We start from the raw sequence: 22,348 nt of genomic DNA, 5'->3' as shown, positions 1-22,348 counted from the left end.
CCAAAATAATCTGAGGCTATCCAACTATGGCTTTTAACTCTTCAAAATTAGATCCAGTGGTTGTGGTTGGTGGTGGGTTTGCAGGCTTGAATACTGTTGTTGCTTTAAGTCAATACGAGCTTAGACCTGAGATTGTCTTGATAGACCCTCATCCAAGGTTTGTTTTTCTTCCTTTGCTTTTTGAGCTTCTAAGTGGTGAGATTCAGTATTGGGAGGTAGCCCCACCTTATAAATATTTATTAGCTGAGAGAGGCATTTCTTTTCTTCAAGAGTCTGCAGAGAAGATCGATATTAATTCAAAAGAAATTTTTACTTCTTCAGGGTTATCACTTAAATATTCGCAGCTTGTGCTGAGTACTGGATCAGTTCCTAAGGATTGCGGTATCAAAGGTTTTAGCAAATATACAATTACATTTAATTCTTTAGAAGATGTCAGTAGATTGAGAGATTTAATCAATGACATCAAGAAATCATGTCATTCCCCAAAATCTTTGGTAATTGTTGGTGCTGGATTAACTGGCGTTGAACTTTCGTGTAAGCTTGCTGATCTTTTAAAAGATTATTGTGAAATTTACTTAATTGAATTAGGTGAGAGAGTTTTATCTCAAGGAAAGTCTTTTAATCAGGAACAAGCGGAATCTGCCTTAGGAAAGCGTGCGGTGAAGGTTCATCTCAAAACTCGTGTATTAGCAATTAGTTCTGATGAAATTTTTCTTGAAAGTTTGCAGGGTGGAAAGCAGCAGAATTTTTCTTTGCCTCATAATGGTGTTGTGTGGACAGGTGGTGCTAGACCTTGTATTCCAAAACTGAATCCAGCATGCCAATTACATGAGGGCAAATTACCTGTTGATGAATGTATGCAAGTTATAGGGTTTCAGGATGTATTAGCTATAGGTGATATTGCATCTCATACACATGAACCCTGGCCAAGTAATGCTCAGGTAGCTATTCAACAAGGCAAAGCTGCTGCACAAGTTCTGATGGACATTAAAGCAGGGAAACCCCCAACAGCATTTAAGTTTTTTGATTTTGGTGAAATGCTTAGTCTCGGTGTAGGTAATGCCACGATTACAGGATTGGGATTGACTATTTCGGGACCTCTTGCATTTCAAATTCGTAGAATTACTTACTTGATGAGAATGCCAAGGTTTGACTTCGCTTTTCGATTAACAGGAGCTTGGCTTTTAGGCAATTGAAACAGGCTCATCTCACTGGAAGACTGCAAGGGTTAAGGCCTTCTCAGCAGCGTCGACTTGAGAAGCTTCTTCATCGAAGACACCCAGCAAATGAGGAGTTAGATCAATCAACTCTAGAAAAACTTGCAGAAGAGGCGTTTGACTTACAACAGCCCTTGCATATGGTTCTTGATAGTCGGGGGGTATGTCGTCTGCTTTGTGTTGGACCTTTGGATCATTCTGTTCAACTTTTCCATCATCTACCAGACTTTAGAAAACGCAAGAAAAGAGATTGGCGCTTGATTAGTTGTATTTTTACTCATCATCAAAAAGATCTTCGTCCTGGTCAACAAGATTCCATTGTTGCCCTAGACCTTGCACCTGTGTTTTGGTTGCTATTTGCTTCTAACCCAGGTCCAAGTGGATCGAGACCAGCATCAATATGGACTATTGATCGCAGTGCTCAGAAAGGCTGGCATCTTTGTGAAGAAAATAATTTATTGAATCTTTGCAAAGAACTTCCAATAAAAGGACTTCAAGAAATTAATGCTAATCAAGATAGTCGATTTATTTCTTTTGCTGATTCAAAAGAGCGCGTATTGCTTTTAACTCTTACTTGTAAAGACTTAGTTAGAAGTGAACGAGATTTGGCCGAGTTGGAGGGCTTAGTACGAAGTGCAGGAGCTTGTCCAGTTGCAGTTGCACGTCAAAAGCAAGGTGCATTTAACCCACAAACAATTTGGGGTATAGGTAAATTGCAGGAAGTTGCGTTAACTGTTCGACAAGAAGAAGCTTCTCTGGTGATTACAGATAGGGAACTTACGCCCTCTCAAGCAAGAAATTTAGAACGCTTTTTAGCTTGCCCTGTTCTGGATAGAAGTGAATTGATTCTTGACATTTTTGCTCAAAGAGCTTTGAGTGCTTCTGGTCGGCTTCAGGTTGAACTTGCACAACTTCGTTATCGGAAATCAAGGCTATTAGGAAGGGGTAAGAGCTTTTCTAGACAAGGTGGTGGTATAGGTACACGTGGACCTGGTGAAACCCAGCTAGAGAAAGATCGTCGAGCGATTGTGAGTCGTATAGAACGTTTAGGAAGAGATTTGAACCAATTAAAGAAACATCGTTCGCAATTGCGGTATAGAAGGAAGGGACTACCACGTGCAGCATTAGTTGGATATACCAATGCAGGTAAATCCTCACTTCTAAATGCTCTTTGTGGCCTGAGTGTGAAGAGTCAGGTTCTAGCTGAAAACAAACTTTTTGCGACTTTGGACCCCACTACAAGGAGGTTGATTTTGTCTAAATCGGGTGGTTCTCCCAATGAGTTATTAATAACAGACACAGTGGGATTTATTCGTGATTTACCTTCGCCGTTGATGGAGGCTTTTCGGGCAACTCTTGAGGAAACCCTCGAGGCAGATTTATTACTTCTTTTGGTAGATCTTGCAAATCCTGATTGGGAATTTCAATTGAATGCCGTGAATGAGCTGCTTGACTCACTTGGTGTCAATTCCAATCGTAAAATCATTGCTAATAAGATTGATTGTTGTGAAAGAAGTGCACTTGAAGCAATTCGCAGTATGGACCAAACAGTGATTTATGTATCAGCCACTTCTGGCGCAGGTTTGCAAGGGCTAAGGCTATGGCTTCAAGATTACTTTTGGGGAGCTTCTCCAAATTTGACCTTAGGGCAACAAGAAAATAGTAAGCATGAATGAATTAAGTGTTGTTCTTCAAAGCCCGCAAGCACTTATAACGCTTGGAGTTCTGCTGTTAGCTGTAATCCTTTTTATAAGCAATGCTTTGGTACCAGAACTTACTGGTTTGTTGAGCTTGGCGTTATTAATGGCTACAGGTGTGCTGACACCTCAAAAAGCTTTAGCGGGCTTTGGTAGCCCTGCTTTAATTACTTTGATGGGCCTGTTTGCAGTGTCAGCTGCTTTGTTTAGGAGTGGTGCATTAGATCGTCTTCGAGAATTGATAGCTTCTGAACGTATTAGAACTCCACGCCGTTTAATTGCTTTATTGGGATTAGTGGTCGCTCCAATCTCTGGGGTTGTTCCCAACACACCTGTTGTGGCTTCATTACTTCCTGTTATTGAAGCGTGGTGTATCCGTCGCAGACTCTCTCCATCAAGAGTGTTATTACCTCTTTCATTTGCAACTGTATTAGGTGGAACATTAACCCTCTTAGGGAGCTCGGTAAATCTCCTTGTAAGTGATATCAGCGAGCAATTAGGTTATGGCTCTTTGGAGTTGTTTAGCTTTACGGCAATTGGAGTTCCGATTTGGTTGGTAGGAACGGCTTACATGTTGTTAGCCCCTAAAGGGCTTTTGCCAGATCGAGGAAGAGATGATGAGCAACTTTTAGGGAGTATTGATCAAACTGGTTACTGTACTGAGGTTACGATTCCTTCTGATTCGAATTTGGTTGGACAATCGCTACACAACAGTCGACTTCAACGTCGTTTTGATGTCGATGTCCTTGAGCTTCAGAGGGGACAAGAGAGATTTCTACCTCCTTTAGCGGATCGTACGATTGAGCCTGGCGATCGATTGTTACTTCGAGTCACTCGCACAGATCTGTTGCGATTGCAGCAGGAAAATACTGTGCAATTAGCACAGAGGGACTTGAAAGATGAGTCTCAACTATTTAAACCATTCGCTAGTGGAGGACAAAAAACTGTAGAAGTCCTGCTTCCTGCAGGCTCTACATTGGCTGGCGCGAGTTTGCGTGAACTGAGATTTCGCCAACGACATAATGCAACTGTTTTAGCCTTAAGGCGTGGTCAGCAGACTGTACAAGAAAGATTAGGTCAAGCAGTTTTACGAGAAGGGGATGTGTTATTACTTCAGGCTCCTTTGGACTCTATTCGTGGGCTCCAAGCCAGCAATAACTTACTTGTGCTTGATCAACTTGAGGATGATTTACCGACATTGCGACGAAAACCAATTGCTATTGGCATAGCTTTATTAATGCTTTTAGTGCCAACAATTACGCCATTGCCTCTCGTGGCAGCTGTTCTCCTTGCCGTAATCGCAATGGTGGTAGGTGGGTGCATTCGACCAACTGAGGCTCTGCGGTCTATTCGTCTAGATGTAATCCTCTTATTGGGCTCACTTTCGAGTTTCAGTGTGGCAATACAGGACACCGGTCTAGCAGATGCCTTGGCAAGAATTCTTGAATCTTGCTTGCAAGGATTGCCAACTTATTCTTCTTTGCTCATGGTCTTTCTTGCCACAACAATATTGACTCAGGTCATTAGTAATGCAGCATCTGTAGCTCTTTTCGCACCAGTTGCAATACAGCTCTCGTCAACTATGAACTTGCCACCTACAGCTCTTCTTATTACTGTTTTATTTGGTGCAAGCCAGTCCTTTTTGACTCCTATGGGCTATCAAACAAATCTGATGGTTTTTGGGCCAGGTCGTTATCGCTTTTTTGATGTGACTAGATACGGTATAGGTTTAACTGTTTTAATGACTTTCATGATTCCTGCTTTAATTCTTTGGCAATACGGAGGCTCTTGAATTAAAAGAAATTGTGCAAGCATGCACTAGTAATGATTTTGTACTTGGAGCTTTTCGAGGTCTACGACAGTGATTGAGAATTAATCGGTGCTTTTCTCTGAAGCTATATATCGCACTCGAGGCTGGTCCAGGCGTTTGACGGTACCTCAGTTCACTGTGGTAACGGGCTTCTTAATGATTATTCTTGGCACATTTATCCTTGCTACTCCACTGTGTTCCAGTGCGAGGGTTGGTTTGTGGGAGGCTCTTTTTACGGCTACATCTGCTCTAACAGTCACTGGTTTGACCATCATTGATATTGGAGAAGACTTAACAATATTTGGTCAGATCGTTCTTGCAGGAATGCTTCTTGTAGGAGGCCTTGGGTTGATGGCTATTACTACTTTCTTGCAAGGTTTTGTTGTGAGTGGTACTGAACTCAGGTGTCGACTTGATAGAGGCAAGACTCTTGATGAATTTGGAGTTGGTGGTGTGGGTAGAACTTTTCGAGGTATTGCTTTTACTGCTGCTGTCTTAATTCTGTTAGGAGCAGTTGTTCTTTATTGCTTTGGTTTTAATGATATTTCGAATACAGGTGAAAGGATGTGGGCTTCTCTTTTTCACAGCATCTCTGCATATAACAATGCTGGCTTTGGTTTGTGGTCAGACAGTATGCAGAGATACCGGCTTAATTGGGTAGTAAATCTTGTAATAATCCTATTAATTGTTCTAGGCGGATTGGGTTGGAGAGTAACAAGTGATCTTTGGAGTAATCGCAAATTTTTCCACCGTCGCAGATTGAGTCTGCATACCCGCTTAGTTCTTCGGACATCTTTCTTTTTGTTTTGCCTTGGCACAATTGGATTGCTAATTACAGAGTCATTAGGCCAAGGAAATTATTTTGCTGATTTAAGTTGGTCAGAACGTTTTACGACCGCAATATTTGAATCAGTTAGTGCGAGGACGGCTGGTTTCTCAAATATGCCTTTGACTGTGCAAAGTGTTTCTGATTCAGGTCTATTGCTCTTAATGGCATTGATGTTTATCGGTGCTAGTCCTGGAGGAACTGGTGGGGGGATAAAAACTACAACCCTGGCTGCCCTGATGGCAGCTACGCGCTCTACCTTAAGAGGGCAGCAAGATGTTGTTATTCGCAATCGTCAAATTTCTGACAAGGTCGTCTTAAAAGCCGTTGGGATCACAGTTGCGTCATTCCTTTTTGTATTGTTGATGGCTTTGTTGCTAAGTCTTTCGAGCAACTTCGCGGTCGAGATGCCTTTTTCATTTTTAGAAATGCTGTTTACATGTATATCTGCTTTTGCAACAGTTGGATTTGACTTGGGTGTGACACAGCAACTTGGCCATTTTGGTCAAATGGTTCTTGTCGTTGGAATGTTTGTTGGGAGGCTAGGCATCTTGCTATTGCTAAGTGCTATTTGGGAAGCTTTGAATACCGATAGGCGTCAAAACCAGAATCGTATTGGTTATCCACGAGAGGATATTTATGTCTAGATTGTTTTTGTGGAGGGAGAACAATGAGTGACTGGTGGCAGTGGGCGCCAAAAAAGGGCACAGACCAGCTTGGATTTGCAGTTGTGGGTGTAGGTCGCTTTGGAAGTGCTGTCTGTAGGGAGCTTATTCGTAATGGTTCAGATGTGTTGGCTGTTGATTCTTCAGAAAGAGCTATTGATGAATTGCGTCAGCTGGAACCTTCAATTGAAGCAAGAGTAGTTGATTCAACCGATGAGGAATCCATGAGGGCAGCAGGTGTTCTTGATATGGGGACAGTTGTTGTTGGAATTAGTGAACCTATTGAAGCAAGTATTACAACTACTTTGATCGCAAAAGATACTGATGGGAGCAGGGTACAGCAGGTAATTGCTCGTGCCACTAGTGATTTGCATGAAAAAATGTTGAAAAGAGTTGGTGCTGATCGAGTTGTTTTTCCATCAAGAATGCAAGGGGAAAGATTGGGATTGGAGTTAGTGCGTCCCAATTTGATTGAACGATTAGAATTGGATGATCAAACGGGCATTGATGAGATCAAAGTTCCTGCAGTATTTGTGGGGCGCTCTTTACGTGATCTTAATTTGCGCAAAAACTATTTAGTTAATGTTCTCGCTGCAGGACCTACTAAAGGTTTGACTGTTAATCCACCTGCCTCATTTGTCTTGAAAAAAAGTCATGTTCTAGTAGTTATGGGCTCCATGCAAGACCTTCAGAAACTTCCTCAAACCTGACTCTTGTGCGTGTTCTGGGGCTTATGAGCGGCACCAGTGCAGATGGTGTAGATGCAGTATTAGCAGAGTTTGAAGGCAATCCAAAGCAGCCTAAATGGAATTTGATTAATTCTCTTTCCGTTCCTTATCCAGGGGATTTGAGACAGAGAATTGTAGATACAGGTCAGGGCTTGAAATTAAGTAGTAATGAATGGCTTGATTTGGTTGAAGCTATCACCGAGGTACATGCAGAAGCTGGTAGGGCTTGTGACCCTAAAAATCAATCTCAGATAGTTGGATGTCATGGTCAAACTGTTTGTCATCGCCCGCCGTGTCAATCAAAGCGCGGGGCCAGCATGCAGTTATTACAAGCTCCGTTACTGTCTCAGTTGCTCAATCGCTCTGTTGTTTTTGATTTTAGGGCGGCAGATCTTGCGTTAGGTGGCGAGGGTGCACCTTTGGTTCCTAATGCTGATGCTGCAATCTTTGGAGGATTATCTGGTTGGAGAGCAATACTGAATCTAGGGGGCATTTCTAACCTCACATTGATACCCCCTACAAGCGGGCCAGATCGATTTAAGGCTGTGTTGGGGTGGGATTGCGGCCCGGCTAATTCTCTTGTTGATCTTGCAGTCCAAAAAATTACTAATGGAGTACTTGCTTTTGATCAAGATGGATTAATTGCAGCTAATGGGTCTCCTCAAGAAGAAATTATTGCAAGTTGGCTGAAGGAACCATTTTTCCAAAAACCTCCACCTAAATCGACTGGCAGAGAACAATTTGGACTTGCTGACTTAGAAAGTCGATTAAAGGAAATTTCACCAATTTCCGAAGAAAATCTGATTGCTACTTTGACAGCTTTTAGTGCAGCAGTAGTGGCAAATGATCTAGATAAATTTTATTTGAAAAATAATATTCGTCCAATTCAATTGTTGGTTGCTGGTGGTGGTTGTCGAAATCCAATGATGTTGAATCAACTAATGAAGAGATGTCGCGAAGTTAGGGTGTTGACAGTCGAAGATCTTGGGATCCCTATAGAGGCTAGAGAGGCTTTGGCCTTTGCTTTGATGGCTTGGTGGCACATTTTGCATTACCCAGGAAATTCTCCAGCCGTTACTGGGGCGAAGAGGCAAGTTGTGCTTGGGGTGAGAGTGAACCCTGTATAGGGAAAAGAAAGTATTTTGCGCTTTAAAAGAAAATGTTTGACTAAGGTCTATGCAGTTTTAGTCGTCTTGGTGCTCCTCTTAAACGCCTTGATTCTTGAGCCTCAAGGGCTGATCTAAACCCTTCTGTACTTGTAATAGGCGAAGATGCATGATTTTTGGATATTGACCCTTGTTCGTAATTATTAACTCCTTCTTGAATAAGCACTTTGGCCATATTGCTGACTGTTCTCGATTCTCGTTGGGCTAAAGCAGACAGGCGATCACATAGATTTTCAGGCAAGACTACCTGAACTCTTGGAGACTTTGGCCTCCCATTTGCTGAGTTTTGTCTGGTTGCCACGACTCACTAAGAGTATTGGTTATTAATAAGTGTACAGAGGTGTGCAAGGATAGTATCCCCTACTATGATTGTTTTAGGCTTGTGATTGGCCCTTTGTGGTCATTAATTGTATGAAAGTTCATTTGTGCATGACATTTCATGAATGAAGAACAAGCATTTTGCATTCGTTGATCCAGTTAGTCAAAAGGAGTATTCAATGACTAAACCCACTCTCCCCTCTGCAACCAGCTCACAGAGATCACGCAAAGTGAATGTCAAAAGACGTTCAGGAGCATCTCAACCTTTACGTAGGCGGTCTTCAAGAAGTGTTGAAAATAGCGATGTCTTGATATCCGCGGTTATTAGTACATACCTTCTCTCCCATTTGCATCATGTTCTTCAAAATGCTGAATATGGTGCAGTCAAGGAAGGCAAAGTTTCTCAAGCTGCAAATTTTGCTCAATTGCGGAAGGTGTTGTGTATGGATGCCAGAAGCATGAAAGATGCTTCTGCAAAAGGCATTAGAGAGAGTGGCTTGGATCAGTTCGATGATGCCAGGCTTGGCTCGAAAGTTGCCTAATTGAATTAGGTTGATCCAGTTATTTGATTTTGTTATGACCAACAATGCTGCGGAGCTATATCAACGCATTAAGGCAGACCCTGAGCATACGCAGGTTTTGTTTCGTCAAGCACTTCAGGATCCTCAAGGTGCTTTGACTGCTATTTGTCAGTTAGGTGAAAGTCTTGGATTACCAGTTACTTCTGATGAGGTAAAAGCTTATTTGGAAGGAATTGACGATGGAGATACAAAGCAATGGTTAGTTAAAGCTCGTGGAGGTTTATAGATGGGTTTTGTGGTAATTCGTTTGGGCTCCTCCTTTCCTCAATTAAAGGAATTTCTTCGGTACTACGACGTCGGTCATAGCCGCCCCCACCTGCCATAGTCCAGAAAAACCAATAGCTTGGAATAGCTAAGCCTGCGGCTAAAACCAGAGCAGTAATTTGTTCCAGTCTCGCCATGGTTTGATATCGGTAGGCAATAGGTAATTAGCATTCTCAATTTATCCAATCGAGATGATTTCCCTTCGGATTTTGTGTACTAGTGCTGCGACTTGAGCGGGTTAACAAGATCTATCCCACAGGTGAAGTTCTCAAAGAGGTCACCTGGGAGGTTAAGCCTGGAGATCGCATAGGTCTTGTTGGGGTGAATGGTGCTGGCAAATCCACTCAAATGAAAATCATTGCTGGATTAGAAGATGTTACTAGTGGAAACGTTCTTCGACAGGGCGAGCCAAGAATTGCTTATTTACAGCAAGAATTTGATGTTGATTTAAAACGTACTGTTAGAGAGGAGCTCTTTCAAGCTTTTGATGAAGCAGCAAAAGTCTTAAAGAAACTTCGATCAGTTGAACAGGATATGGAGTCTCTTCGTGCTGCGGAGAGCCCTGACTATCTAGATAGTTTGATTAAGGAGCTAGGGGTACTTCAAACTCGATTTGAAGCAATTCATGGATATGAATTGGAGGCTCAAGTTGAAAAATTGTTACCTAAAATTGGATTCTCTCAGACAGAAGCCGAACAACTGGTTGGAGATTATTCAGGTGGTTGGCAGATGCGCATTGCTTTAGGAAAGATTCTTTTGCAAGATCCAGATCTTCTTTTATTAGATGAACCTACTAATCATCTTGATTTAGAAACAATCAAATGGTTAGAAAATTATCTTCTTGATCAGACATCTGCAATGGTAGTAATAAGCCATGATAGAACATTCTTAGATAAAATCTGTACACAAATAGTTTCTACTGAAAGAGGTGTTTCAAGGACTTATGCTGGAAATTATTCAGCTTACATTGAGCAAAAGAACCTAGAACAGGAAAATATTCAAGCTGCATTTGAACGCCAACAAAAAGACCTCGCTTCACAGCAAGCTTATATAGATAGATTTCGAGCCAGTGCTACCCGTAGTACTCAAGCAAAGAGTCGAGAAAAATTATTGGATAAAGTAGAAAGAGTAGAGGTTCCTATAGTTAGAGAAAATAGTCCTATTTTTAGATTTCCAACTTCTCCTCGATCTGGAGCTCAGGTAGCAATAATAGATGATCTAACGCATAGCTATGGAGATAAAATACTCTTTCTTGGGGCTAACTTAGAAGTTGAAAAAGGCGATAGAATTGCATTTATTGGGCCTAATGGATCAGGTAAATCTACATTACTGAGGTTAATTATGGGACTAGAAACTCCTGATGATGGAAAAGCTAAATTAGGAGAACATAATGTGATTGCAGGTTACTTTGAGCAAAATCAAGCAGAGGCACTGGATCTAAAAAAAATAGTAATTGATACTCTGTTTGAACAAGTTCCAAATTGGACCCAGACTCAAGTTCGCTCATTATTGGGTAGCTTTTGTCTTAGCAATGACGCTGTTTTTAAAGAGGTAGGTCAACTTAGTGGAGGTGAGAAGGCAAGACTTGCCCTTGCTTTGATGCTAATTCAGCCATGTAATTTATTGGTTCTTGATGAGCCAACTAATCACCTAGATATACCATCTAAAGAAATGCTAGAGGAAGCACTAAGAGAATATCAGGGTGCTGCCTTGATTGTTTCTCATGATAGATATTTTATTTCACAAGTTGCTAATCGTATTGTGGAAATAAGAGATGGTGAGTTAGTTCTTTATCGAGGAGATTATTCTTATTACATAGAAAAAAAAGCTGAAGAAAAGGATACTGAAGAAAGGGCATTGCGTCTTGCGGAAAGAGAAGCAAAGCGCTTATTAAAGCGAGATCGACAGCGGAAGAGAAATGCAAAAAAGACGAAAGGTAATTAATCCCAAAGAATAGTTTTTCATTAGCCCTAACACTTCATATTCGATTAAGCTGTAAGGCTTATTGCTTTAACGATTAGATCATTTCAGATGAGCTCAAAAGCCTTCACAAAGTGAATGAAAATATATTCTGCCCACAATCTGGGAATCTTTGCCAGACTCTTTCTAATATTTGTGATATAGTCGAAACATCATTGGAATAAATTACTACTTTTTCCCTTCACGATAAAGAGAGGATTAGACCTTGTCTTTATTAGTTTTATGAGATGCCCTATTGAGGATAGTACGCATGGACTAGATATGCATTTCCTTTTTAATGTTCAATCAGAAATTGCTAATACTATTCATATCTATTGGAGTAATTGCCAAATTTAGTGTTTGAATACTTCTTCGGATCTCGAACATGAGAGGACTACCTTCTCCATGTCTGTTGATAGCAGTAATTACATCTCTAGGACTATTTATTTCTTTTCCGCCTACTGAAATTATTACATCACCAACTTGTAGTCCACCAATATCGGCAGGACTACCTGGCATTACATAACGAATCATGGCTCCAGCTTCGTTAAAGTTGAAGTCATTAGAATTATTGCTAGGTAAAGAAGAGAGACTGACTCCAATCATTGGGTGACTTGCTCTGCCTTTCTCTACAAGTTGTTTTGCAATTGCTCTTGCTCGGTTGATTGGAATAGCAAACCCCAAGCCTGCTCCTGGTCCTGAACGTACTAATGTATTAATACCTATTACTTCTCCCTTTGCATTTAGCAAAGGGCCGCCTGAGTTTCCTGGATTAATAGCTGCATCAGTTTGAATTAGTTCAAAACGTTTGCCTGATATTCCCAATTGGGAAACATTGCGGTTCAGGTTGCTAATAATTCCAAGTGTGACTGTGTTCTCTAGTCCAAATGGATTACCAACTGCGATCGCCCAATCCCCTACGGTTAATTGATCAGAATTACCTAATGGGGCAGATGGCCAAGGACCTGAACCTTCGAGTTGAATAACAGCTAGATCTGTTAGAGAGTCTTGGCCTACTACCCGCCCAGGGACTCTTCGATTATCTGACATACCTATCATCAAACGATCAGTCTTTTCCACGACATGGGCATTGGTTAGAACAAACCCATCACTAGAAAAAATCACACCACTCCCTTGTCCCCTTTCAATTCGAGAACGAGGCCGCCGCATACCTTGTAAGCCAAAAAAACGTTGTAAATAAGGGTCCATCAATAACCCTGGTGGTAATGCTGAATTGCCCTGGATTACTCTGCGCTGAGTTTCTAATGTGACTACAGCAGGGCCACTGCGAGCTAGAGCTTCCGCTACAAATGATTTTTTAGTAAATGTTTCTGTTGGCTGGGCTTTTATTGGGTATGAAATTAGGGATTGCGTTATTGGAATGCAACAAATTCCAAGAGTTCCAATAAATAAGCCAATAGGCGAAAGGAGGGCTTTTTTGTTCTTTGTAATCCAGTCAGTTTTTAAGTTAAACCCTTTGCTCCATTCATTTCTCATTTCTTCTACGATAAACCATTACTCTCATTGAGCTTAGAAAGAGCTTGCCTTTTTGAAACCTACTTGTTATTTGATTCGAGGATGTCTAAATGCTTGATAACTTTGGGATTAGGTCAAAACGTTCATTTGCCTGTCGCTTAGGCGTTAGGGCTATATAAAATAATGTGACAGATAATGACTTGTTTTTTTGTTTTCCTGCTTTTTCACGCCCTTTAACTAGAGCAATTAAGGCGCACTAATGGCAGCATATAAGCAAGTCCATTAATCCTCAAAACTACTGTTGATCCCAACCATCGCTTTTTTGTTATTGACTAGCTGACATGCTGAACTTCCTTTTTATCTTTTTGTACCTTGCTGCCGTGCTATTACTGCTATGGCAAGCTTTTAGAGTGATGAGGAGGGTTTTTTGGGCTGATCAACGACTATCAAATAGCTCATTACAAAAGAGCAATTTAAAGGAAGACCGCACTGGTCGACTGACTATTCATCCAGAGCTTTTGGATCAAGATGGCAAAATTACGGATGAAGAGTTATTGACTGTGCGTTTTTCTGGAGATATTGACCCACCTAAGTCGGCAGAAACCTCTGCTGAATAAATTAGGTGCTTTGTGTCCATGGGGCACTTCATATGACTCGTAAGAGGAGTAAATCTTGGATCAAAGAACTCGTATTGTTGTTGCAGTCCTCAAGACTGTGAAGTTGCCGCCAAGGTTTCGCTTGCGACTACTTAAAGAAGATCCTGTCAGACTGGAACTAAGTTTGACCCCGTCATACGGTAAAGAACCAGTTCAAGTTGGTTTGGTTGAGTCTCTTGATTTGGTTGCGAGAAGAGATCGAGAGGGCCGGATACCTAGGGATTTACAAGGTACATGGGACTGGACAGTACGTCACGGAGACGTCAGTACAGGGGGTTGGAATCCTTTATTGAAAGAAGCTTTGCAAACGATGTTTGAAACAGGATTACCTGCAATTATCTATGAAGAGCTTACTGGGGAAGAATATTGTCCAGTAGATGGAGCAAGACATGTTCGTTGAAGTTGATAGTTAGATAGGACCTAATCTTTTTTGTCCTTCTTTTATATATTGTTGATGTATGATTTAGAAGTAAGTATAAAAAATGGCTGGCTAGAGGTTTAATTAATAAATCTGGTCGATTCAAAGACAAAATATTGAGTTCCCTGGCAATTTTGATAGAAGCTTTTTTACTTTGTTAGAATTAGTGAGAAAGATAAAATTTTATGCCTGAGACCAATCAGCCTCGTTTTGGCTTTGTGAATTTTGCAGAGACTTGGAACGGCCGCCTGGCGATGATAGGTCTTGTGATCGGATTAAGTACAGAGTTGCTCACTGGACAAGGCATTCTTGGTCAAATGGGCTTTGGATAAATTGCAGCATCAGTTTTGTTATATAAGGCTTCTTCTTCAACTTGTGAATATATTTGTTGAGAAATTTAATTAGCCATATCTATTGCTTAGATATTCAGCGAGAGTAGATTAATTATTTGGTCTATAGCCTTGCCTCGGTTTTTTGCAAACAACCGAAGAGATGGAGCCCGACTGATTAGCAGTGCTCTATTGATTTTGACAATTGCTTTTACTCAACTAAATCATTTGTGGGGACAATTATTAGGTGTTTTCAGCATGACTGTATGCATTTACTGGGCTTTGGCTTATCAGCGTCTTGACTCTTGATACTCTTCCAAATTATTCGGTTCGTGAGCTTAATGAGGCTATCGCACGATTATTAGAACGTGGTTTTGCACCTCGCTTCGTAGTCAAGGCTTTTATCTCCAAATCTCAGTTAAAGAAGGGTCATTTGTGGCTCACTCTTAGTGATGGCACATCAAGTATTTCAGCAGTGATTTGGGCCTCGCAACTTCAAAAGATTGATTTCATGCCTAATGAAGGAGATGGGGTTGTAATTGTTGGAAAATTGAACTTCTGGGCCGTTCGAGCAAGTCTTGCAGTTCAGGTGTTGGACATCCGTCCAAGTCTTTCAACAGTGCTGCGTAAGTTTGAGGTTGTGAAAGCCTTATTTTTGAAAGAAGGTTTGCTTGAGGCAGGAAGACGAAGAGTATTGCCAAAATATCCAAGATCAATAGCGATTCTTACTAGTGTGCCAAGTTCTGCACATGCGGACATGATTCGTACTGCAAAAGAACGTTGGCCTTTAACAAGATTGTTTGTGATTCCTATTCCTGTACAGGGCTCTGTTAGTAGGGAAATTCAATCTGCCTTGCATAAGGTTGCCATTTGCGCAGAAGAATTAGAAATTGAAGCGATTGTTCTTGCTCGGGGTGGTGGGAGTAGAGAAGATTTAATGGTTTTTGATGATGAAGAATTAGGGCGAACATTAGCTAGCTTCCCCTTGCCTGTTGTCACTGGCCTTGGTCATGAGGATGACTTGACTGTGGCAGATCTTGTAGCAGACCATCGGGCGGCCACCCCTACTGCTGCGATGGTTGATTTATTGCCAAGTTTTGTCATTGCACAAGAGTATTGTTTACAGAGGCGAAAACGATTAAACGATCAATTTGTTTGGCTTATAAGACGTGAACGGCAACGATTATTAGACAGAAAGAAGTTATGGAAAACTAAAGAACCTTTACTTTTAATTCAAAGGAAGAAGGAAGATCTCCAAAACAAGTCTCAATTATTAAATGCTCTTTCACCCGACCGAGTATTGATGCGTGGTTTTGCCATTGTGCGTAACCGTCTTGGAAGACCTGTTAACAGTATTCAGGAGCTTTCTAAGGGTGAAAGATTAATGATTGAACTTAGTGATGGACATGTTGCTTCAATTGTAGATAAAATTTATTTATAGCTAGCTTTACAATGAAACAAAATAACTCATCTTATCAAAGCGCTTCTAACTTTAGCAATCAAATATATGATAATTCAATTGAATCATCTTCACTTACGAGCAAAATTCAGAAATGGAATAATGAGATTAGCTTGTTATCTTATGAGGAATCATTAATAGAGCTAGATAGACTTTTAGAGTGTTTGCAGGATGATAGAGTACCTGTGGAAGACCTGCAAAAATTTTATTTAAAAGGTAAAATGTATCTCGAGCATTGTGAGAATTTGTTGAAAGATGTTGAGCAAGAAGTTGTGGAATTGAAAGCAGAAAACATGAAGGAGTATTTGGAATAATCATGACTTACTTGAAAAATAAATAACTATTTAATTTGTATTGTCGGCATCTTGTGCTGTTATATCTATAGTTGCTGAACTCGCAGGGATAGAGTTGTCTACGCTAAATATTTTTTTATTACCTTGATTTCCTTTAGATAATTCTTCTCCACATGCAGGGCAAAGTATTGAATCTTTAATTATGCTTGCACCACAAAACTCGCACTGTATAAGTTTTGATTGAAGGAAACGCCAGCCAAGCCAACCAGCGCCAGTTAGTAATAGTGGGAGTGCTAATAAAGTAAGTATTAACCCACCTGCCAGATCTAGTAAGAATCTTCCAGCTGTAGAGGGCAATAGTATTAAAACTATAAGAGCAAACCAGAGCAAAGGAGGCAGCCTGGTCATCTCGACACTGAATAAATTATTGCGTTTGAATTTAGTCTAGTGCATACATTAAGGATAATAGGAATTCAATGGAAGGCGCTTGCGAGGCGTACTGGCTAGAACAACGCTCCAACATTGTCCAAAATAAATAATTACACCTATCATCCATACCCAAAGTGTTAATACTAAAACTCCACCAATAAATCCATATGCTTGAAAACGTGCGCCTAATGAAAGAATACTTCGACTTACAGTTAAATTCAGGATAGTTAACAAAGTTCCAATCATGAATGCGCCTGGTACTAGAGGTTTAATAGGAACTCTTCTACTTGGAAGTAATGCCTGTAGCAATAAGGCCATTATTGAGAGCCCCATTAAGGGAATAATAAATTGACCAACTTGTATGACTGGAAAACTTGATAATGACTTTGCAAGCAAAGGAACTGTTCTGCTTAAGTCTTCTAATACAGCTCCAGGGATCATTCGAACATTTGCACTGATTTGATCAATCACAACTAGTATTCCTACTAGAAGTACAACAACAAAAGCTTCTATTCTGCTGCGAATAAACTTTAAGGCTTGCACTTGGAATGTTGTTGGGAATTTTTGCGGAGGTAAAACATCATCCCAAAGTCGATCGGTACCTCTTTGTAAAGTTAGGTAAGCATTCCCAGCAGTAACCATAAGGAACATTGCGCCAAGTATTCCCGCACCAAAACCTTGATTGACTAGTTTGACTAAGGTTGTATCGACTAGCCCAACTACTGACGGAGGAAGAATTTGGGCTGCAAAATTTATGATTTGTTGGTCAAGTCCATTTTGCCTACCTAGAAACCAGGAGGCTACTGAAAGAGATATTAATAAAATTGGGAAGAAGGATTGAAGCGTGTAATAAGCAAATGCTGCACTTAGGTCAACACAATCACAATGTGCCCAACGTTCATAGGCACGCCACAAACTTGTAAGAAGAAACCGTGCTTTACGTCTTAAACGAAATCCCACTTTGCTATTACCTAAACAAGACTATTTATAACGCTTGCGACACCTATTGACTTCTTTACATTAAGAAGATGTTTGTTTTTACAGTTTTTTAATTATTAAAGGATTTTCGACTAACTAGATTGCCTACTTAATGTTGTCTTGAATATCAATCCAGCTATGCATTAAAACTTCTGCCCAGGGCAACAGCTTCTCTAGTTCAGTGGAAGAGCTAGCTGTAAGAAGTGGAAAATTTACTTTAGTTAAGTCTTGACCAGCCTTAAGTTCTGATGGATCAATATCTAACCATTTAATAGAACAATCTAGCTCTGAAAGAATCAGCCAGGCAGATGCAAGATCCCAGATCTTAGGTGTGGCTTCTAACGCTGCGATTGTTTGCCCTATGGCAACACCAACCATGTTTAAACTTGAAACTCCTAATAGACGAATTTTGCCTGGGAAAGGTTTATCTGGCCGTCTTTGGAGAATTCGAATAGAACGACTGCAAAGAGAAACACAAGCACTATTTGAAGTAAGCCTACTTTTTTTTGTTAGTTTCTTGCCGTTTAGCCAAACTCCCTGACCACGGATTGCAAGGATTCGTTTTTTAAGGGCAGGTAAATCTAAAAAAGCTGTATCTGGCTTTCCATTTGCAAAACGTGCTATTGATATTGCCCAATAAGGTATTCCAGCGGAAAAATTTGTCGTGCCATCCAGTGGGTCAACCACCCAATATGCATTTGAATCTGGAACTTTTTTGGAACCTTCTTCACTTAGGACTCCTTCTTTTGGGGAAATTTCGCCAAGATTTTTGACAATAGTTGAGTCACTCCATCGATCACAGCTTGTTATTAGTGTGCCATCATCTTTTATATCAGATGTGATATTTCCAAAATCTTCAAGTTGTCTCTTTGCAACTAGATCTAGTAGCTCATTGACCTTGCTAATCTGTAGCTTAGTTAGACTATTTGGCAAAGTTGAGAAGTTCATCCCTATTTACTCGAATTTGATTTTGGGCAGGCTTTTATTACTGGAAATGGATCAATTGGGATATTACTAGGGTCACTGTCTTCAACAATATTAGACATTATCTTAGGAGAGGTACATGCTTGTACATGTTCAACTCCTGTACTTCTCTGAAGTTTTGCAATACTTGTATTATAAGCAGTTATTGCTTCTGTGTACTCAACTTCGGCTTGTGTGAGATCCCGTTGGTTATTTACTACTTCTCGTTGAGTAGTGATACCTGACTGAAACCTTAAACGCGCTAATCTTAAAGATTCTCTAGCTGCTATAACTTCCCGAGTGCTACTCATAATATCTTTACTTGCTGTTCTTAATTTAATAAAACTTTGTTCAATTTCTTGGCGTATGTTATTTCTTTTCTCAGCAAACTTTGCTTCTGAAACTTTTACTATTTCTTTGTTGTAATTGTATCTTGACTGTGCGTTTAAACCATCGAAAACTCGCCATGTTGCCTTTAATCCAACAGTATTACTGCTTGCGGAACCATCGCTGTTAATAGAAGATAATTTACCTTCAGTATAGGAGTTGTTAAAAGTATTAAAAATACTTAACTTGGGCTGAACACTTGCTAGGGCTGCATTTGCGTTACTGTTATTTATTGATATATCAAGCCTAATATTTTCTAGCTCTTCTCGAAAGGAGTAAGCAGAGATGATGCTTTCTTCAAGAGAAGATTCCCATACACCGATTATCTCTGGAGGTGTTGCTGCCACGGGGATAATCGATAAAGGCAAGTTGAGTATTATCGCCAATGAGCTGCGGTTAATACTTTGCTCCCCTAGATTATTAGTGAGAAGCCTATTATCGCGGGCCAGCTGAGTTTCTGCTTCTAGCACTTCTAGTCTTGTGCCTAGTCCTGAGTCGAAGCGAGCTTTTGCATCACTAAGACTTAGTTGTGAGGCTCTGACGGATTCCTTTCCTATTCGAACACCTGCATCTGATTTTTGTAGTAAGAAATAAGCATTTAATGCTTCTAATTTTAAGTCTCTTAACTCGATTAAATAAGACGCTTTTGCTTTTTCATAAGTATCCTTAGCTGCATTAATTTCTGGTGCTCTAGATGGATCGATCAGATTCCAATTGATGTCTACTGAAAGGCTTGTTTTCCATTGGTCACTGCTGGTGTTAGGTCGAGCATCGTTGTAATTGTTACCATCTAAGTATTGTGGAGTAGCTCCTAAATCTATAGTTGGATACCAAGTTGAAATGGATTGTTTAAGATTATATTTTTGTTGCTCTATTTGCCTTCTATAAACTTCTAGCTTTGGGTTATTTGCTTCCACTAATTTTTCAAGATCTGTTATTTCTAAAGGATATAGATTTCTTTTCTCTATTTCTGATGTTTTTCTAGGTAGGGAGAGATTGTCTGGAGAAGTCAGATTAAATAAAAGATCAGAAGGTAAAACCGTCTTTGACTTGGTAAGAGGCTTTCTGCTATTCGTAGCTTTAATATTGGGAAGCCTTTTATTTGTATCAGCCTTTTTTAATGGCCAATTAGAATTTAAAAAGGTTGTGGAATTGAGACTCTTCCCGTAAAAAGGATGCTCAACAGTCTTCTTGACAAATGAAGTGGATTGAGATTGAGCAGCTTTGATCGAATTAGTTCCTTGAAGTAGCACGCAGACTACAAATACGATTTTTGCAGTATTCCCTCGCACTGGAATTGAGAAACTTATATGAGTTTAGAGAACTTTGTCTCAATCTTCTATTGCTGCAGCCACGATGTCATCTGCTCCATGCACAATTCTGATTGGTACTTGAAGTGTTTCACAAAGTTCTTTTAAGGACATGTCATCTAGGAAAACATCCTCACCGTGTTTCAGCATTACAGATGGTAGTAATAGCTGCTCTCCAAGATCTTTGTTTTTTAATCCCTCGATGAGGTCTGCGCCTGTTAGTAAACCTGTGACCACTTGATCTTGGCCCCAATATGCGCTTGGGAGACCAAATATGTGCAGTGTCAAACCTTCCACTTCATTAAGTTTGTTCGAAGCAGCAATTAATGCTTTTTCTACAAGTCGGCCCACAACCCAACTACATTTTTTTGGCTTTTGAATCTTGCTTGGAAGGTTCGCAGTAGCAATATCCATATTTTCTAAAAATGCTCTGATGCTCCCTACACCATTTTCTTGTTGAGGCAGATCTTCGTAAGCACTACGGGCTGGGAGAGGTTTTTGAGCAATTAGATACCATTCATCGGAAAGCCAGGCAAAATTTGATCCAATAGTTTTTTTGAATTTTTTTTGTAGTAGCTCTACTTGAGCGATAACTTGGCGAGCACATTTCGTGTCGATAGGAATTAATCCATCATTTTGTGGACGAAAACGTGTTAACCCAACTGGCACTATGGCTGTTGAAAGAACAACAGGCCAATCACCTTTGGCATGGATCGCAAGATCTTGCAGTGTGTTATCTAAGGCTTTGCCATCATTAAGACCAGGGCAAATTACTACTTGTGCATGTATTTGTAGGTTACGTTGGGCAAACCAATCTAGCTGTTGCATAAGCAGCCCTGCTCGGGAATTGTGCAGTAATTGCGCCCTTAGTTCAGGTTGGGTTGCATGAACAGATACATATAGAGGAGATAGACGTTGTGATTCAATTCTTTTCCAATCTGAGTCTTTGAGATTAGTAAGTGTGAGGTATGAACCATACAGGAAACTAAGCCTATAGTCATCATCTTTTAGGTAGAGACTGTCACGATGCCCTGGAGGTTGTTGATCAATAAAGCAAAATGGACATTGATTATTGCATTGACGTAATCCATCAAATAATGCTTCAGTAAAAGTTAAGCCAAGACTGTCATCAGCCTCTTTTTCAAGATCAACATAGTGGATAGTTCCTGCAGAATCCATTATTTCAAGGTGTAGTTCTTCTTCAACAGTCAGAAATCGATAATCGATAAGGTCCCGCGGCCTCACACCGTTAATTTTTAGAAGTTGATCACCTGGTTCAAATCCTAATTCTTCTCCGATTGAACCAGGTGCAATTGATTTCACCACAGCAGGCTTTGGAAAGCTAGCTGTAGACTCCTTTTTTAGTTCTGACACCGCAACATCGACGGAAGATTTATTCCACACAATTGCATAGTTTAATTTACCTCAGCTTGATCTTATTACCCACCATCTCAACAGCAAGGTTATGCCAAATATCAATCTATAGATAACAAATATCCAAGTGCTATTTTTTTGAAGGTATTTTAGAAGCCAGTCAATTACAATCCATGAGACAACTGTTGCTGAAGAGATACCAATAATTAGAGGAAGAAACTCATTAGTTAATTGGATAGCATGAAATGTATTTTTTAGTTCTGCTGCACCCGCCAAACTAATAGCAGGGATACCAATTAAAAAGGAAAATCTTGCAGCATCTTCTCGCTTCCAACCATGTAGTAAAGCAGTTGTTAATGTGATGCCAGAACGAGAAACACCCGGGATGATGGAAAATATTTGGCCAATACCAATGACTAATCCATCTTGGCCAGATATCTTTTCTAGCTGTTTGCTTTGATCCCCTAGTTTTTCCGCTATAGCAAGCAAAAATGCCATGAAAATAGAAATTAAGGCAATAAAAGGGATGCTGCGGAACAAAGAATTTTCAAAGTCACTCCAGAAAAGCTTTATTGACATTCCTGTCAAAAGAATCGGAAGAGTCCCAGTGCAAATTGCAATTCCTAAGCGTGCTTTTTTTTCTCTCCATTGGTCATTTGTGCAAGCCAAGCTAATGCCCTTGAGTACCTCCTTAAGATCATTCCTGAAGTAAGTGATGACCGCCAATATGCTTCCTAATTGGATTACTGCCGTGATAGAGAGCCCTGGATCTGTCCAACCCAACATCATTGGGACAACTTTAAGGTGGGCAGTACTGCTGATAGGTAAAAATTCAGTTAGTCCCTGTACCATGCCAAGTATCAAATATTTAAAGCAAGCCTCAAGCAGCTCATTGTTATTTGCGATTTCAGGCATTTAATCTCTTTACCACATCAGCAAGCTATTGCAGACCATCAAATACTTTCAAAAGTCCATTAGAGCGTGATGGTCTTCTAAGGTTTATTGAATTAGTTCCAAATGGAGGGGGTGTGCCTTATTAGTTCAT

At 40.3% G+C, this 22,348-nt stretch carries 24 protein-coding genes; 15 read left to right on the top strand and 9 right to left on the bottom strand.

The window, feature by feature from the left end; all coding sequences use genetic code 11:
* Positions 1-26: 26 nt before the first annotated feature.
* The 6 genes from SOI82_RS06220 (at position 27) to SOI82_RS06195 (ending at position 8,070) form a co-directional block, all read left to right on the top strand.
* Positions 27-1,196, top strand: a complete 1,170-nt coding sequence (locus SOI82_RS06220) for an NAD(P)/FAD-dependent oxidoreductase (RefSeq protein WP_320666595.1) — start codon at positions 27-29, stop codon at positions 1,194-1,196.
* Positions 1,193-2,893 (top strand): GTPase HflX, encoded by a 1,701-nt coding sequence (gene hflX, locus SOI82_RS06215; protein ID WP_320666594.1) that lies wholly within the window; start codon positions 1,193-1,195, stop codon positions 2,891-2,893. The genes SOI82_RS06220 and hflX overlap by 4 nt, the downstream gene beginning before the upstream one ends.
* On the top strand, positions 2,886-4,706 hold the full coding sequence (locus tag SOI82_RS06210) for an SLC13 family permease (RefSeq protein ID WP_320666593.1): 1,821 nt from the start codon (positions 2,886-2,888) through the stop codon (positions 4,704-4,706). The genes hflX and SOI82_RS06210 overlap by 8 nt, the downstream gene beginning before the upstream one ends.
* Before the next feature lie 87 nt (positions 4,707-4,793).
* Positions 4,794-6,197 (top strand): TrkH family potassium uptake protein, encoded by a 1,404-nt coding sequence (locus SOI82_RS06205; protein WP_320666592.1) that lies wholly within the window; start codon positions 4,794-4,796, stop codon positions 6,195-6,197.
* 23 nt (positions 6,198-6,220) lie between these two features.
* Complete coding sequence (locus SOI82_RS06200; protein ID WP_320666591.1) at positions 6,221-6,925, top strand: TrkA family potassium uptake protein; 705 nt, start codon at positions 6,221-6,223, stop codon at positions 6,923-6,925.
* A 5-nt stretch (positions 6,926-6,930) separates the two neighbouring features.
* The gene (locus SOI82_RS06195) at positions 6,931-8,070 is read left to right on the top strand and encodes an anhydro-N-acetylmuramic acid kinase (RefSeq protein ID WP_320666590.1); all 1,140 of its coding nucleotides are present in this window, start codon (positions 6,931-6,933) and stop codon (positions 8,068-8,070) included.
* A gap of 40 nt (positions 8,071-8,110) precedes the next feature.
* Here SOI82_RS06195 and SOI82_RS06190 read toward each other — a convergent pair whose 3' ends face one another.
* Positions 8,111-8,410 carry a ribbon-helix-helix domain-containing protein gene (locus tag SOI82_RS06190; RefSeq protein WP_320666589.1) on the bottom strand — a complete coding sequence of 100 codons (300 nt, stop codon included), beginning with the start codon at positions 8,408-8,410 and terminating at the stop codon, positions 8,111-8,113.
* Positions 8,411-8,606: 196 nt separating this feature from the next.
* Here SOI82_RS06190 and SOI82_RS06185 point away from each other — a divergent pair, with 196 nt between their 5' ends.
* Positions 8,607-8,969 carry a hypothetical protein gene (locus SOI82_RS06185; protein WP_320668360.1) on the top strand — a complete coding sequence of 121 codons (363 nt, stop codon included), beginning with the start codon at positions 8,607-8,609 and terminating at the stop codon, positions 8,967-8,969.
* Positions 8,970-9,003: 34 nt separating this feature from the next.
* Positions 9,004-9,234 carry a hypothetical protein gene (locus SOI82_RS06180; protein WP_320666588.1) on the top strand — a complete coding sequence of 77 codons (231 nt, stop codon included), beginning with the start codon at positions 9,004-9,006 and terminating at the stop codon, positions 9,232-9,234.
* Here the strand turns inward: SOI82_RS06180 and SOI82_RS06175 are convergent.
* Entirely contained in the window at positions 9,212-9,409 is a 198-nt protein-coding gene (locus tag SOI82_RS06175; RefSeq protein WP_320666587.1) for a hypothetical protein, read from the bottom strand. The genes SOI82_RS06180 and SOI82_RS06175 overlap by 23 nt on opposite strands.
* 82 nt (positions 9,410-9,491) lie before the next feature.
* On the opposite strand from SOI82_RS06175, the gene SOI82_RS06170 reads away from it, so the two are divergent.
* The gene (locus SOI82_RS06170) at positions 9,492-11,216 is read left to right on the top strand and encodes an ATP-binding cassette domain-containing protein (protein WP_320666586.1); all 1,725 of its coding nucleotides are present in this window, start codon (positions 9,492-9,494) and stop codon (positions 11,214-11,216) included.
* A 321-nt stretch (positions 11,217-11,537) separates the two neighbouring features.
* On the opposite strand, the gene SOI82_RS06165 is transcribed toward SOI82_RS06170, so the two are convergent.
* Positions 11,538-12,728: a trypsin-like peptidase domain-containing protein gene (locus tag SOI82_RS06165; RefSeq protein WP_320666585.1), complete on the bottom strand. Its 1,191-nt coding sequence runs from the start codon at positions 12,726-12,728 to the stop codon at positions 11,538-11,540.
* A gap of 344 nt (positions 12,729-13,072) precedes the next feature.
* Here SOI82_RS06165 and SOI82_RS06160 point away from each other — a divergent pair, with 344 nt between their 5' ends.
* From SOI82_RS06160 to xseB, 6 genes are all read left to right on the top strand, one after another.
* On the top strand, positions 13,073-13,324 hold the full coding sequence (locus tag SOI82_RS06160) for a DUF2973 domain-containing protein (protein WP_320666584.1): 252 nt from the start codon (positions 13,073-13,075) through the stop codon (positions 13,322-13,324).
* 55 nt (positions 13,325-13,379) lie between these two features.
* On the top strand, positions 13,380-13,763 hold the full coding sequence (locus SOI82_RS06155; RefSeq protein WP_320666583.1) for a hypothetical protein: 384 nt from the start codon (positions 13,380-13,382) through the stop codon (positions 13,761-13,763).
* A 203-nt stretch (positions 13,764-13,966) separates the two neighbouring features.
* Entirely contained in the window at positions 13,967-14,113 is a 147-nt protein-coding gene (locus SOI82_RS06150) for a high light inducible protein (protein WP_320666582.1), read from the top strand.
* A 129-nt stretch (positions 14,114-14,242) separates the two neighbouring features.
* Positions 14,243-14,419: a hypothetical protein gene (locus SOI82_RS06145; protein WP_320666581.1), complete on the top strand. Its 177-nt coding sequence runs from the start codon at positions 14,243-14,245 to the stop codon at positions 14,417-14,419.
* On the top strand, positions 14,409-15,551 hold the full coding sequence (gene xseA / locus SOI82_RS06140) for an exodeoxyribonuclease VII large subunit (protein ID WP_320666580.1): 1,143 nt from the start codon (positions 14,409-14,411) through the stop codon (positions 15,549-15,551). Before SOI82_RS06145 ends, xseA begins: the two co-directional genes overlap by 11 nt.
* An 11-nt stretch (positions 15,552-15,562) precedes the next feature.
* Entirely contained in the window at positions 15,563-15,883 is a 321-nt protein-coding gene (gene xseB, locus SOI82_RS06135; protein ID WP_320666579.1) for an exodeoxyribonuclease VII small subunit, read from the top strand.
* Between the two features lie 30 nt (positions 15,884-15,913).
* Here the strand turns inward: xseB and SOI82_RS06130 are convergent, their stop codons facing one another.
* The 6 genes from SOI82_RS06130 to SOI82_RS06105 all read right to left on the bottom strand — a co-directional run bounded on the left by SOI82_RS06130 (position 15,914) and on the right by SOI82_RS06105 (position 22,218).
* Positions 15,914-16,270 (bottom strand): hypothetical protein, encoded by a 357-nt coding sequence (locus SOI82_RS06130; protein ID WP_320666578.1) that lies wholly within the window; start codon positions 16,268-16,270, stop codon positions 15,914-15,916.
* Positions 16,271-16,318: 48 nt separating this feature from the next.
* Positions 16,319-17,251, bottom strand: coding sequence for a YihY/virulence factor BrkB family protein (locus tag SOI82_RS06125; protein WP_320666577.1), 933 nt, complete (start codon positions 17,249-17,251; stop codon positions 16,319-16,321).
* A 123-nt stretch (positions 17,252-17,374) separates the two neighbouring features.
* Positions 17,375-18,217, bottom strand: a complete 843-nt coding sequence (locus SOI82_RS06120; RefSeq protein ID WP_320666576.1) for an inositol monophosphatase family protein — start codon at positions 18,215-18,217, stop codon at positions 17,375-17,377.
* 2 nt (positions 18,218-18,219) lie between these two features.
* Complete coding sequence (locus tag SOI82_RS06115; RefSeq protein ID WP_320666575.1) at positions 18,220-19,911, bottom strand: TolC family protein; 1,692 nt, start codon at positions 19,909-19,911, stop codon at positions 18,220-18,222.
* Between the two features lie 39 nt (positions 19,912-19,950).
* Positions 19,951-21,333, bottom strand: a complete 1,383-nt coding sequence (locus SOI82_RS06110) for a TIGR03279 family radical SAM protein (RefSeq protein ID WP_320666574.1) — start codon at positions 21,331-21,333, stop codon at positions 19,951-19,953.
* Positions 21,334-21,354: 21 nt separating this feature from the next.
* Positions 21,355-22,218 carry an undecaprenyl-diphosphate phosphatase gene (locus SOI82_RS06105; protein ID WP_320666573.1) on the bottom strand — a complete coding sequence of 288 codons (864 nt, stop codon included), beginning with the start codon at positions 22,216-22,218 and terminating at the stop codon, positions 21,355-21,357.
* Between the last annotated feature and the right edge of the window lie 130 nt (positions 22,219-22,348).

It is taken from the genome of Prochlorococcus sp. MIT 1307 (assembly GCF_034092395.1).
Taxonomy (GTDB): Bacteria; Cyanobacteriota; Cyanobacteriia; order PCC-6307; family Cyanobiaceae; genus AG-363-K07.
This window is presented reverse-complemented; position numbering and strand designations above follow the sequence as displayed.